Source organism: Vibrio sp. 99-8-1, from assembly GCF_013114595.1.
Lineage (GTDB): Bacteria > Pseudomonadota > Gammaproteobacteria > Enterobacterales > Vibrionaceae > Vibrio.
The window spans coordinates 72781-86954 of the sequence record NZ_VTXE01000021.1; the positions used below are offsets into that span (position 1 = coordinate 72781).

General features: G+C 40.3%; 10 protein-coding genes. 3 read left to right on the forward strand and 7 right to left on the reverse strand.

Features of this window, described 5'->3' with window-relative positions; genetic code table 11:
• Nucleotides 1–86: 86 nt before the first annotated feature.
• The 4 genes from F0227_RS13225 to F0227_RS13240 all read right to left on the reverse strand — a co-directional run bounded on the left by F0227_RS13225 (nt 87) and on the right by F0227_RS13240 (nt 7159).
• The gene (locus F0227_RS13225; RefSeq protein ID WP_171753689.1) at nt 87–257 is read right to left on the reverse strand and encodes a hypothetical protein; all 171 of its coding nucleotides are present in this window, start codon (nt 255–257) and stop codon (nt 87–89) included.
• A gap of 601 nt (nt 258–858) precedes the next feature.
• Nucleotides 859–1596 (reverse strand): hypothetical protein, encoded by a 738-nt coding sequence (locus tag F0227_RS13230; protein WP_171753690.1) that lies wholly within the window; start codon nt 1594–1596, stop codon nt 859–861.
• Between the two features lie 435 nt (nt 1597–2031).
• Nucleotides 2032–6294, reverse strand: a complete 4263-nt coding sequence (locus tag F0227_RS13235; protein ID WP_171753691.1) for a hypothetical protein — start codon at nt 6292–6294, stop codon at nt 2032–2034.
• 382 nt (nt 6295–6676) lie between these two features.
• Nucleotides 6677–7159 (reverse strand): DUF2938 domain-containing protein, encoded by a 483-nt coding sequence (locus F0227_RS13240; RefSeq protein ID WP_171753692.1) that lies wholly within the window; start codon nt 7157–7159, stop codon nt 6677–6679.
• An 89-nt stretch (nt 7160–7248) separates the two neighbouring features.
• Between F0227_RS13240 and F0227_RS13245 the strand changes: the two genes are divergently transcribed.
• Nucleotides 7249–7623 carry a helix-turn-helix domain-containing protein gene (locus F0227_RS13245; RefSeq protein ID WP_171753693.1) on the forward strand — a complete coding sequence of 125 codons (375 nt, stop codon included), beginning with the start codon at nt 7249–7251 and terminating at the stop codon, nt 7621–7623.
• A 280-nt stretch (nt 7624–7903) separates the two neighbouring features.
• Here F0227_RS13245 and F0227_RS13250 read toward each other — a convergent pair whose 3' ends face one another.
• Nucleotides 7904–8629: a DUF429 domain-containing protein gene (locus F0227_RS13250; protein ID WP_171753694.1), complete on the reverse strand. Its 726-nt coding sequence runs from the start codon at nt 8627–8629 to the stop codon at nt 7904–7906.
• A gap of 145 nt (nt 8630–8774) precedes the next feature.
• Between F0227_RS13250 and F0227_RS13255 the strand changes: the two genes are divergently transcribed.
• Both F0227_RS13255 and F0227_RS13260 read left to right on the forward strand, forming a co-directional pair.
• Nucleotides 8775–9017 (forward strand): type II toxin-antitoxin system Phd/YefM family antitoxin, encoded by a 243-nt coding sequence (locus F0227_RS13255; RefSeq protein ID WP_171753695.1) that lies wholly within the window; start codon nt 8775–8777, stop codon nt 9015–9017.
• An 8-nt stretch (nt 9018–9025) separates the two neighbouring features.
• Nucleotides 9026–9325: a type II toxin-antitoxin system RelE/ParE family toxin gene (locus F0227_RS13260; protein ID WP_171753696.1), complete on the forward strand. Its 300-nt coding sequence runs from the start codon at nt 9026–9028 to the stop codon at nt 9323–9325.
• 193 nt (nt 9326–9518) lie between these two features.
• On the opposite strand, the gene F0227_RS13265 is transcribed toward F0227_RS13260, so the two are convergent.
• Together F0227_RS13265 and F0227_RS13270 are read right to left on the reverse strand one after the other, a co-directional pair.
• A complete protein-coding gene (locus tag F0227_RS13265) occupies nt 9519–10694 on the reverse strand; it encodes a sodium:proton antiporter (RefSeq protein ID WP_171753697.1) in 1176 nt (391 codons plus the stop codon).
• Nucleotides 10695–10918: 224 nt separating this feature from the next.
• Nucleotides 10919–13672, reverse strand: coding sequence for an HAD-IC family P-type ATPase (locus F0227_RS13270; protein ID WP_171753698.1), 2754 nt, complete (start codon nt 13670–13672; stop codon nt 10919–10921).
• Nucleotides 13673–14174 lie beyond the last annotated feature (502 nt).

Sequence of the window (14174 nt, forward strand, 5' to 3'; positions counted from 1 at the left end):
CTTAAACACCTTTCACTTTTTTAACAGCGTTCGCATAATGCCAGTCAATTAACCTAACTGGCATTACCTTTTATGTCGTGAATGACTTATTCCATTTCTTGCTTTTTATGCTGATAAAGCAAGCTAAGTAAGAACATACCAATTTCGTTGTTTAAGGCGTGATCGCCATTAATATCAACAGAAGCAGCGCTAATAATAAAGTCTTCAACTTGAAGGTAAAAATCGGGGTCGGGTTGGGATTGAGATAGTTTGGTCATAGTGACTCCTGTGTATGTCTTAACAGTCACCCCAAAGTCGCCAAACAGAGGTGGTGACGTAAATCAGGTTGGCGAACCGGTACACAGAGCCCGGCATACCCGAAGGTATCCCAATCTACGCCACCATAATTCTGATACCAAACAGTCTGTTCAAAGACTGAATGTATAGGTGTGCAGATTTCGCATATAAAAAAGTCAGCACAAGCTGACGTATACGCGTCTGTGTAATTTACTGGAGCTCGCCAAAACCCACGGACACTGGATTTTGCCAGTGTCCGACAAGAATATGATTAGTTGGGGGGAAGTGTCAAATTTTGATTTTGTGACTATGTAACTTACGGTAATGAGCTAGGATTTCAAATTCATATGGAACATCCTTAGCGCCTTCTAAAACTCATAGATTACGCTAAAAGGTAAGCCAATTTAGTCCATCAGGATCGCTCGGTGATCACATAGAACATTTTGTCCACCTAGCACATTTCTGGACATATGTGTGTCAGTGATTATGCTAAATTAGCGTTTGAAGCATTACCTCAGGTATTGCAAAAACCTCAATTTAAATGGCCAAGTTCACTTAGCCACTACAGCCTTGCTTAAATTACTATTGATCTGCGTCGTATTTTCTATCATTGAAGTCACTCATAGCATTCAGGTGTTCATCTTCCTCCGTCATCAGTTTCTTAATTTCTAAATAAGTTGAATGCGTTAAAAGATCAGGAGAAAACTCATTACCGTCACACTTTTTCTCACTTAATACTAGCGCGGTCTCCCATTCCTCAAAAAAGTGCCTTGCTATCTTTTCATCACTAATCTTTAAAATATTCTCTCGGCTTAGTTTTGAATTTTTACTAAAATTATATGAACCATTAAGGACTTCCATTGGAGTTATTTCGCCTCCAACAATAGAGCAGCCTACAAGAAACTTATGGTGAAGATATTGGCTTGACTCAGCCACGCCTAAATATCTGACCGCACTATCGTTTTTTACTACAAACGACTCCGTTTCAGGAGAAAAAAAACCTATTCTGTATGTCACTTTATGCTGAAGAGTATTAAAACGACCGAAACATTTCTCATATTTCTTTTTTTTCCATTCGTACTTATCAAATAGTTTTCTCATTGAGCATTTATCTACGATAATAGAAACAGGTATTTGAGTATCTTCTATGACTTTTATAATTTTATCATTGGTCAAATACATAGAGCAACCAACCACAGCATCATGTGATTTTATAAAGTTACAAACGGTATTTTCGTGATCATTAGAACCAACGTATACGGCACCAGAGGATGTTTCTTTGTTATTGTTAAATACTTCATTCAAATTCATTTTAGTCACAACTCACTCGTTAAAATATAACGCTTTTTAGACGGCGTATTGTCTTCTAACCCGCCTCAATCGCGCTCAACACTTCCAAAAAGCTTCAGCACTCATTAATAGTTGATGTGAAAAAAGATTACCAGTTTAGACGCCACAAGAGTAATAGCATTAATAAACAATACGCCATATCAACAGTTGGTCACAGACTTTGATGACTAGAAATTCACTTCACTCGAGTGCAGAAAGCTTAAAAGGACGGTCGTCTCAAATTTTCAATTCCAATTAAAAAATGGTATTACTTGAAAGCTAAACAGCCATTGTTATTACCTATCAACATATAGCATCACAAGTTGCTTTTTGGCACAAGTGAGTTGGCAATCATGGTAAATTAATGAAAATGTATTAGCTAGGACAAAGTAAATTTAGCCAATTAACAGGCTTAGTCCTTTCAAACTAAACATTTCTTCGCGTCAAGTCTATCCCAATAATTTGAATGTCTGAAACATTAGTGTACTTAGCGGAAATGCTTTTCCAATACTGCTCAAGCATTATTATTAGTTCTAAAAAGCTATTCGCTCTACCATTAGGTAACTTCCAACTTGACTTTTTCTTTCTCAAAACAAGCAAAAAAATACCTCTATTTGACTTGCTATCTCTTAAATAGTCACCACATAGTTGGTTTTCTAAGCGTTCAGCCAATTTCGGTCCTGTCCAGTTTTCTGCGAGCTTTAACTCAACCGGAACTGGTGCATCAAAACCATTGCCATGAAACCTAATATCTGGTCTTTTTGCATCAGCCATCTCTTCTTCTTGAGGTACGCTGTATCTACCATTGGATTTGCTGCGAAGTATATAAGCGATAAAATTGCGCATCTCAGTCTCTTCATCAACCTTTTTAAGAGTTTTTGCAATGCTGTCATCACCTTCCTCAAGCTCTTGTTTGAGATCTTTTAACCTGAATGAAGCCAATTCTGCTAGTTCTATATGACTTTTAGGAGTTCGCTCTAAAGTGTACTGAAAATCCAATACCTGCCGAGGTTTCCATGGTCCTAGTTCACAATCAGCTTCAGCGTGATTTTTAACTTTTTCTAACATCCACTTTCTTGAGTGTGGGTCAGGATGAGAAAGCGCCAATTGCTGCATCTCATAAAATGCGTCTTTACCATTTAATGAATCCAGTTCACGAAATAGAAGCTCTCTCGCATCTTGAGCATCATCTCTCAAGGTAGGGCTGTATACGCCACCATCACTGCGATTGATATCATCTTCTAGGCGAATATGCTTGTGCATAAGCAGGTATAAACGTTTTAAAAATATTGGTTTCCTAAAGTCATTTCTTTCATGAGCAACTCTGGTTCTACGATCTCCGAGCAGGCTCGTCAAGAAGAGCATAGCAAACTGCTCTTGCTGCTCGTCATCGAGTTCAGTCAGTTTGCTTTCTAGGCTATCTATAGCGTTTGATGGATCTACGGCAACCCAAACTGCATACCAGCGAGCTAGATGTGTATGGGATTTTAGTTGCTTACATTTCTTAGATGATAACTGTTTAAGCGCATCCGACTCGATATTTGAACTCATGACAATTTTAAGTAATGTTTCCAAACTAGTAAGATTTTTTGGCTCTATCTTCACAAAACTTAGAATTCTTGGAGATATTGAATCCCAGCACCAATCCCCCGTCCAATTAACTTTATCTAGGACGTAATGGATATGGCTATCTTCAGTTTCGTTTTTTAACTGAAACTCAATCTCCTTCCACAGGAAATCGGATACTTCTTGAGAATGAATTTCAAATAACTTCGGAAGCCAAGTGGGAAATCCATTTAGTTCGAATGAGGCATAACGACATGCAAGCTCAACTTCCTTGGGAGTTAGTAGTTCTATCCATCCTGCATTTTCGTGCGCTTCTATTTCTAAACCGGTAAGACCAAAGATAACCGTACCGTTTGTACTGTTATATTCAGCTCCTTCTGAGCGTATTTGTGGCTTATAATTTCGCCAAAAATTAACGGCTCCGTCACGATAGTATTTTGCAATATCTTCCCCATACTCTTTTTCCAAAGAAGGCCAGTTATAACTTGTCCAGCGGGAAGAAGAATCATCCAGTTTCTTCGTTTTATGATGTAGATACCACAATGCGTTGGTGAGGATTCCTGGTTTTTTTCTTTGTTCGGCAGTAATTTTCTTTAAGTTAGAGTTCAGCCAACTTTTCCAGTCATCATGATATTTTTTGTCTTTGTCCTCTCTCGCTTTCCGTTCGATTGCCCATTTTTTGTTTTGCTTTTCAAGTTCCAATTCCTCCTTTGTGGGAGGTGGTGGATCTATTAATAAAGACAAATGATCTAAAAGATCTGTGTTATCGGATAAACAGTCTTTGATTTTAGTTAACCAAGCAGGTCTTTCTCCAGATGACTTGTATAAATCATAAGCTAGAGATAAAACTATTGTTCGATCATCAAACTCTTGTCTATTGCTAAGTTCCCATAAGACTTGGTCAAAATCATCAAGGCCAAAGCTCCAGTACTGCCCGTATAAAGCTGCTTGCCTAAAATTTCGTACTTTCCAATTTACATTTTTCCTTGTTTGTTCGAGAGAAGACCAAAATAGTGCCCAGTTCAATTCACTCCATGCAGGTATTTTCTCGGAAAAGTCTTCCTTCAGCTCATCAACTCCTCTAATGTCATATTCACGAGCCACCGATATCATTTGAAGCAGTTCCAGTACTTCAAACTTAAGAGCAATAGAATCGCGATCACTAATAAGATTGTCAATTAGGCCTGCCGCTACAGGAAGTAACCAAGCGTATCTTTTCGAAATCTTATAACGCCAGGTCTCATGAAACGGTCCTATTCCCAATAGTTTTTTTATTTGAGTGATGACAAACCAACACTCATTAGTTTGAGCACCCCTTAAGTTATGTATTAGGCTCTCAACTAATCCGTCGTATGTGTAATCCTTCTTTGGAGTCAGCTTTTTAAAGCAAGCTATTAACCAATCTAAGTTCTTGTCATTTATTTCTAAGTCTTCGACTAGCTCCAACAGTATTTCTCTGTTTAATTCAGAATTCTTCTCTAGATAGTAGGCTCGCAGCATATTTACAACTTCTGGAGAACAAATGGCCTTAGCAGATCTTATCGCAGAAATATGAGTGTATTTATCAAGGTATGGGCTCTTTATCGCTTTAATGACCTCTTTTTCCATTCCTTTAATTTGCCCCGTCCATACCATTCGAAGCAGAAACCCGAGCACATCTTCATCACCGGAATACATTTCAAAAAGTGTTCGTATATGTTCGACTAAGTCTTGACTAGCAAAACGCTGAACTGCCCCAATATCGTATTGAAGTTGCATGGGTTCTTTTTTAGCTAGTCCTTCACATACATCTCGCAAAATATCTTTGCGTGTTTCTAGATCTAGTTGACTGGGGTCTCCGCCTTCAAAGAATACTTTAGGGTCTATTTTGGATACGCGCTTACGGAAATTTTCATTCCAGATGACTAGCCATGGAAGTATAGGTCGTAATGTAGGAGTTAATACTTCAATACCATATTGGGTTCGGAAAAATTGAGATTCTATATATACCTGAGAAGAGCTTTTAGACAAAAGAGCATTAATCCACTTGGCGGTAAGGAATTCTCTGACTGAACGATGGTGAAAACGTACCGCTCCATATATGGCCTCGTCAAAAATAGGTCTTTTTAGTAGGTCGAGAACCTGATTACTATTCCAATCAAGTAGAATTGAAGTCGACGAGTTGCCTGAAAAATGCGTAGAACCTTCGGGGAGTTCAATATGTGATATCTGCGTCAAAGTAGAAACTGCAGCCAATGTTTGAGCTTTAGAATATAGCTCGGCTTGCGGTAGCTCATTTGGTTCAATTCTGTCGAGAGAGCGTTCTGATAGTTTCCTTTGAATGTTATCATCCATTAACTCCATACGTGTACCGAGTTTATTGTGCACGCTCCAATACTCGATAAGATCTATAAGATCTTGAGGGCGGGTCGTAAACCCCCAAGCGTCTACTCTTTCGATGTCATCAAGTAACTTAGCAGGGTCAAGAATACCTTTTGCTTCTGCAAATATTTTTATCTGCTCACGATTTAGTTCTACTAACTGATAGAACTTGAATGCGGTACTTTTACCTGAATCAGAGGTTGAAATACTATCGTTTGGATTTTCGGCTTCTTTAGCATTACCAGTCAGCTTTTGGTTCAGTGGAAGCTTATCAGCGCATAAAGACAAGTCGCTTTTAGGACGCCACGCCGATGTTCTTCCTGATAAAATAATATGCACACGATCGAGTGTGGTAGTAAGCTGCTTAGAAATTTTTTTTATTGACCTCTCAAAGTCTCTTGGATCAGATAATCGAGCCTCATCTATTGAGTCTAATAGCAACCAACCTTCATTTTCAGACTCCGTCCAAGAAGTAAATTCTTCATAGCTACCTATCTCAAAAGCGTCTTCAAAGTCACCAGTAAGATCTTCTAATCGAATGAAAAAAGCAGGAAGTTTTTTTGAACGAAGTTTTGTTGTGAGGTATTTGAGTTCTTCCGTTTTACCTGTACCAGCTTCAGATAAGACAACCGTTCGGTACTCATCAATAATTTCTTGCCAGCCTAAACTTCGATAGCCTCCCCATCCTAGAGAGAAGTCATATTCGTCGTTTAATTGTTCAATAGGGATTTCTTTTAATTTTCGATTTAAGTCGATATACACTAACATGACCTTGATATAAACATTCGATACTCAATTTTTCCTCCAATAGAAACTTATAGTCAATCACTTACATATAAAAATGAGGTATCTGTTCTAGCCAATTAGAGTAGCACGGCAATTTGCTGCGGAACCTTCAAGTGTATCCTTCAAAGACAAGCACCTTAAGCAGAAGATTTGTGGTCACAAGCTTTTTAAAGGGACCGTCGCTTTATGTTCGTCGCTTTATGTAACTAAGTCCAGATGTGTTAGTTTCTTTTACTCAATTTGTGCAGTATCAAACCGCCATTGCTTCAGTATGGGTTACTCCCAAATGGATAGATGGAGTAAAGGAAAAAAGCATCATTTAAAAAATAACGCTATTTCCTTCAAAAGGCAGGTGGATTCACTTTAGGATAACTGCAGTCACGAATAGGCCTAATCCGTAGAAACTGTGTGCTAATAAGCTTAATCCCCTAGCCTTCCACGGAGAGGGCGTTTTACTTGCTGCAATCCCAAAGCCTAGACATGGTTGGATGATGAAGAAAGGAAAAATCAGGGTCACAATACCGGTGTTCAGAGCGACTATCATACTTGGATCAGCTAGCCACGCTTCTCCCATCAGTAATACAAGAATCAAAGCGAAAACAATGCCTATCAAATAATGTAGGCTCCAACCCAAAAACACTTCTCCCTTGACTGGTGGCGTAGCCATGATTGGGCGATGGATTAGTTTTCCCCTTGGAATTAAAACTACCCATCGTGCTACAAGTGCGTAGTTAAGAGATGGAATACCTAATAGTCGTTTTTGCAACAAAGCCCATGCATCCATAATTATAGTGGCGCCAATACCCACCAGAATTGTCTGTAACCAAATTGATATATCCAAGCGATGTTCCTTATTGTATTTCTTCATGAATTTGATAGATTGCAAGCATGATACAACTTGAAGTCGACTTTAAGTCAAGGGTGAATTTTATGGATATTGCAGAGGTGTCTCGTGAGTCTGGGTTAAAACCTTCAACACTGAGATATTATGAAAAGCTTGGGCTTATTCAGCCTATAGGTAGAAAAGGGCTTCGGCGGCAGTACGCACAAAATGTATTGAACAAATTGAGCATTATCTCTTTGGGCCGAATGGCGGGATTGTCGCTAAGTGAAATCTCAGCGATGTTCGATAAAAACGATGAATTAGCGATCGATCGAGCATTACTCACGCAAAAAACGATAGAAATTGATGCGCAGATTAAACGGTTACAAGCTATACGAGATAGTCTTAATCATGTCGCAAATTGCCCAGAACCATCTCACTTAGAGTGCCCGTCATTCCAGAAAATGATGAAATCGGTCTAAAGTAAGACTCCTGTCCCCGCAATCCATTGGATTCGAGGTCACAGACCTGAGCTTTATCAACCTCTAACACTTCAAGGCAATAAACTATCACCTTTCCATGCAAAATTTTCAGAACAGAAAGCAAAGCCTAAATGATCGATTCAAACAAGCTATTTTCATTAATGGCTAGTACAAGTATGGAAGCTTAGCCGGAGGGAAATATTTCGCTGATATTTTTGCATTAAACCTTAACAAATAATAGAGAAAAACGAGTCAGCGATATTACATCCATGGTCATTTTTTATATGCATTTTACCTGTGGAACCCAAATATAACCGTGCGTTGCGTCGCCATAAGTCGTACTTGAAATTCGAACCTGATACAACGCCGCGATATACAAACATATGATTGCATCTAAAGCATCTTCGTTACTCTTAAGAGCTTTACCTTTTAGGCTCCCTATATAAAGTTCTGACAGCAGTACTTTGACTTGTTCTGGAATTTGCAGCGATAGTACACTTGAGTTTTCAAGAGCCAAGATAAAACTTGCGAGTTTTATCTGACCCGCTTTCTTATCCGCTACACTGCCCTTCTTATAAGCATGTCTCTCTGGTAACCCAAAACACTCAATGATAGCTGGATGAGGATAGCACTCTATTTGCCATCGTTCCGAAGATAAATGTTCGTATCCTAATGACCGCAAAGATGACGAGAGTTTTACACTCAGGGCGTCAGGGTAAAGAGAAAGATTTGAAGTATGGCAGGACGCTTTTCTTGACCCGTAGTCACGACTAAGTGACTTCTCACATTCCCTTTGGCCAGTTTGATTCTCGATTACCAACGGAGCATCAATTGCTATCCCAGATATTTCTTTTTGATTCGCAACTACTTCTAAAATGTTAGACATACCCAAAATATCAGGATCCAGCAGATCCAATATCAAATCACTTCCACTCAAAGTCCCTATAGCAATAGCTGACGGGTTCTTGTCACCATGCCACGCTAAGTCAATTCCTGCTAACTTCATAACTTCCCCTTTCTAGCATTAGTGCCAAACGTTACAAATTTGCTTGAATTTCTTTTTAAATTGCCTTTCGCACGATTTAATCAGATTGAACATTTCGCACAAACATTTATACTCTTAACTAACCATCTAAGTCTGGAGCTTTAACATGCACACATTAACAGCAAATGATGCTAAACGTAATTTTGGCGAACTACTTCTAAATGCTCAGCGAGAGCCTGTTAAAATTAGCAAAAACAGTAAAGATGCTGTCGTTGTTATGTCCATTAAAGACTACCAAGAACTTGAAGCCATGAAAGCGGATTACATCAAACTTTGCTTTGAGGCTGCAGAAGAAGACCTTGCGCAAGGTAATGTCGTTGATGGCGAAACATTCTTAAAAAACCTGTAACCTTAAATATGCAAACGAAAAAGTTTAAGCTAAGCAAGTTGGCACAAAATCATTTGCGTAAAATCAAAAGCTACACCGTTACAAACTTTTCTGAGTTACAATGGAACAGCTACAGAGACAGCCTACTTACTTCTTTTCAAATGCTTGCTGATAACCCAGCAGTTGGTAGAAGCTGTGATGAGCTGTACCCATATGGATTCTACTTCCCAGTAGGAAAGCACACAGCCTACTTTACCAAAGAAGATGGTTTTATCCTGATCGTTGCCGTTCTTGGTCAGTCACAATTACCTCAGAACCATTTGAAATAATATTCACACTTTAATAATGACAGTTCGAATGTTAAGTAAGACGCCTAAATAAGACGCCTGTCCCACTGTTCGTTTCCGTAATCTCGCAATCCGGAAATCCGCAGCGCCAACCAGTTCACTTTGTAGATTCATGTTGTCACGATTTGATGAGGTTTTATTCGGGGAAAATGGGGGAAAGCTCCCCCAAGTTAATTTAAGCGGTCGTTTGCGAAGGTTTTATCGCAACGGAAATAGGGTCTGGCTCAATCAGTTTTTTCACGACCAGAATGAACCCACCTGTCATGATCAAGTTTAGCGCCAATGCTAACATTGAGATGGTGATAATCGGTCCACCAAAACCGTAGCTTAAGCTGATCATGATAACACCTGCTCCCACTTCTCCTCGCGGACACATTGCTAATGAAAGGGCTAAACGCTCCTTTAGGCTAGCCTCTTTTCTATAACAAAATAGCGGAAACATTTTTCCTATGTTAGCGATAAGAGTGATCCAGAGAACATGTTTCGCAATTTCACGAATTCCCATAGAGTCGACGGTTGTTATTAAGCTTGTTGATTCCACAACGGGCTCTACCGAACCAAACACCTGCGGAAGAGAAAGCCCTACAAGAACCATAAAGCTACCAGCCACCGCCGTTGATACGCTTTCGTCACGCTTGGACTGATGTTGAGATTTCATCAAACAACCTAGAACGAATGCGGGTAGCAACACTTCGAAATGCACACTCGACTTGATATAGAAAAGCTCACACGCTAACGCAATGACAATCGAATAGATCAAAAGCATTGGAGCACTAGACGGAATCTTCCATTGGTGCAAATAGTAATAACCTAACGCCAACATAGCGAACATCAGCACCACTGTAATTCCCATCATCGGATTCCAACCAATCACGAGAATAGAGAGAGGGATCATCAATAACACGGTATCGAGATCATCAAATATTGCCAGCACTCTTGCCTTAGCAAAAACCCAAGTGGCTCCTAAGCCCGCAGCGGCCAACATGGCAAACAGCACCCCAGCAGAGGTAGGGGCAGCAAAACGGCCTATGATAAATAACTCTTTCCATACATCTGCGTTGCTCCACATACTTTGTGGAAAAAGAACAAACAGAAAGTAGAGTGTCACACCAAGCCAAGGAAACGTCGCGGTTGTCATTGCAACCACATAATCCCAGCCATATTGTTTCAGGTTATTCTTATTGATTTCGAACTCACGCCCAACGTTTATCATGATATAGCTCAGCGCTATCATCGTCAGGACAAGGATAGCGGGCTTAAAGCTAGCGTAGCTATCAATAAGAGCAGGCAATAACTGTGACATTACCAGCCCACTCAGTAGTAAAATAGAATAGATAAGTACTTTATACATCAAGCTACTCCGAAAGATAACAGCCACTGAATTCAATGGCTGTAGTTTGGTTTAAACGGGACGGATTAACTTGAGCAGCTTGCTATTAAAGTCAAACTACCAAAATAACCCAAGAAGAACTTCGCAAAGGTTTTGTTCGCCTTATCTTCATCTCTCATGTTTACCCCTTATTTTGCTTGTGATACTTATGTTTAGGGGTGAGATAGATTTCTCACCCCTAAAATTTAAACAAACTTCGTTTTGGTTAGCTCTTTCAGTCCTGACAGGACAATTGTTGGCAGAGCTGAAACCAGAATAACGACAATAAGATGCGTTCCACTTAATGCTTCAGTACCAAAAATCACTTGACCGATACCAGAGTAGATAACACTCAGTGATAACGTTGCAGATAGAGCAACCGCACCTAACAGCTTGGTGTTAGTGAATGGATTTTTACGGAACAGCGACGTGAATGTTCTTGAATCAAACAGGTGCCACAGTTGAGCAAAAATCAACATCATAAATGCCATTGTTTGCGCATACGCCGAGCCATAGCCAGCTTGCAGAGCCCAACTAAATGCTAGGTAACTCATTCCGCCTAATGCTAAACCACGTACCACAATTCGCGTACCTAGGTGATCACTGAAGAAGCCTTCGTTACGTTTACGAGGTTTACGCTCCATCAAATCTTTCTCTTCAGGCTCAACACCTAAAGCAAGTGCAGGAAGACCATCAGAAACCAGGTTAATCCAGAGAATCATTAATGGCGTCAGTGGCAAAATCGCCTCTGGTCCCATTGCCAGAAATGCAAACAGAATAACCGAGACTTCACCTACGTTAGCGGTTAACGCTTGACGAATAAACTTACGCAGGTTATCGAATATCTGACGCCCTTGGCGAACCGCTTTCACAATGGTGCTAAAGTTGTCATCCAGTAAAATAAGATCACCCGAATCTTTAGCCACCGATGTTCCTGTGATGCCCATTGCAACACCGATATCCGCTCGACGAAGTGCTGGAGCGTCGTTAACGCCATCCCCTGTCATTGCGGCAACTTCGTTGTTGTATTGCTGTGCCTGTACGATGCGCAGTTTATGCTCTGGTGTAACACGAGCAAACACGGCAACCTGTGGACAGATTTCACGAAGATCGTCATCGCTCATATCATCCAGTTCACTACCAGTTACGACCTTATCTTCCTCACTACGAATGATGCCGATATCGCGAGCAATCGCTGCCGCTGTCACCGCATGGTCACCGGTGATCATTACTGTTCTTACACCTGCGTCATAACAGCTATCAATAGCTTCACGAACTTCAGGACGTGGTGGATCCATGATGCCAAACAGGCCTAGAATGGTAACGTCTTTCTCTAGCTCTTCTGGATCCTTCTTCAGGTCTTCTTCGGACAGTTCACGGTAACCAACCGCAAGAGTACGTAACGCTTGGTCAGCAAAATCATGTATTGCTGCTTCGTAGTTAATCACTAGCTCTTCTGCAGGGTTAGTTGCAAGGGCTAGGTTTCCGTCTGTTGATGTCGCACAATGGTCAATGATCGCGCCATCAGACATAAATGCAGAAGCTTTACCAAGTACAACATCTGGTGCTCCCTTAATGGCGAGGAAAAGCTGTCCCGTTTGTGAGCGGACAATGACAGATGCCATCTTACGAGCAGAATCAAATGGGTATCTTTCCACAATGGTAAACATACCGCTGTCTTTAATCTCTTGCTGATTTAAACCGGCTTTACTTGCAGCAACAATGAGCGCACCCTCGGTTGGATTACCACGAACGCGTGAGTTATCTCCATCTTGAATGTATTCCGCTTCATTACATAAAGTTGCTACCGTCAACCCATGTAGCATTTCAGGGCTGTCGTTCACTTTTGTAGCGTGTGACACAGGTTTAAACTCACCTTCCGGAGAGAACCCCTTGCCACTGACTTCCCACTGACGGCCGCTTGCGTCATAGGCTTTCATAACTTGCATTTGGTTTTGGGTTAAGGTGCCGGTTTTATCGGAACAAATAACCGTTGTTGAGCCTAGAGTTTCTATTGCTGATAGGCTTTTTGCTAGCGCATTATTCTTGACCATGCGGGCAGAACCCATCGTTAATACGATAGAGATAACCGTTGGTAATCCTTCAGGTATTGCTGCAACTGAAAGTGAAATACCAGTATTGAGAATTTCCAGCCAAGGCATTCCATAAGTAAGCCCGATAGCACAAATTACCGCAACAACGCCCAATGCAGCCACCATCAAAATCTTAGCAATGGTATCCATACGCTCTTGCATTGGCGTTTTTGTTTCTTCTGTGTTGCTCATCATATCGGCAATATGACCAACTTCGGTTTGCATACCAATTGTGGTAACAACACCGACACCACTACCTGACGTCACCATAGTGGTCATAAAGCCCATGTTCACTTGATCGCCAAGACCAATATGATCATCCTCTAGCGCAGCTGATGACTTATCAACGGGCTCGGACTCTCCGGTCAATGCCGCTTCATCGATAGACAGTCTATTCGATTCAATAATGCGAATGTCGGCGGCAAGAATGTCACCCGTATTGACTTTTAATATGTCACCGGGAACCAGTTCCTTAGCCTGTACATCAACCCATTCACCATTACGCCTCACTTGCGCGGTGGGTGCTGCCATTTCACGCAGTGCTTCCATTCCTTTTTGAGCTTTAAACTCCTGCCAAAAAGCAATAATGGCGTTAATAAATATAATTACTGTGATTGCAACAGCATCAATTATATGGCCAGTAAAAAAAGAGACGATTGCGCCTATTCCCAAAATAAAAATCAGCGGATTTTTGAACTGATGTAAAAAAAGTTCAAGCGCGGATTTTTTATCTTGCTCATCTAATTCGTTCGCACCATATTGAGCCTGACGTTCTTTCACTTCGTCTGTTGATAAACCTTGCTCAACTGTTGTACCCATCATAGATAAGGTATTATCAACCTCTTCAATAAACCATTTTTTTGTCATTGTTTTCTCCAATAGAAAATAAGTTAGCTACTTACCTGCCAATACAGCAAATAATAACAAGCAACTAACAAAGATATTCCTCTCTCACTCAATATAAATACTTGCACACTAGTACAAAATAAATTGAACTCCAATCCATAAAGAGAGAGAAATATAATTTAAGAATATTTGGGACAGCCATTAAATTAACTAAAAAAATTATTCGTGTAATTATTATTTGGATAGCACAAGTGCAGTTCAGGAGCATTCATTGATTAAAATCAAGCATTTCACCTAAATTGCCAAATTGATCCAATACAATTGAAACAAAATGTAAATAACATTACGTCCTAACAGAATTATAAACTCAGTATTTCCGAGGCTTTCCAGCCATTAAAGGCCAAATCATTCATGCGACTAGTTAGACATAAGGAATCATTCATCCAGATAATTGAAATATTACTCAGTTCTTAAACAATAATCCTAGAAATAGTCTGAATAATAAAAAAGGCAGCCTTAGGGC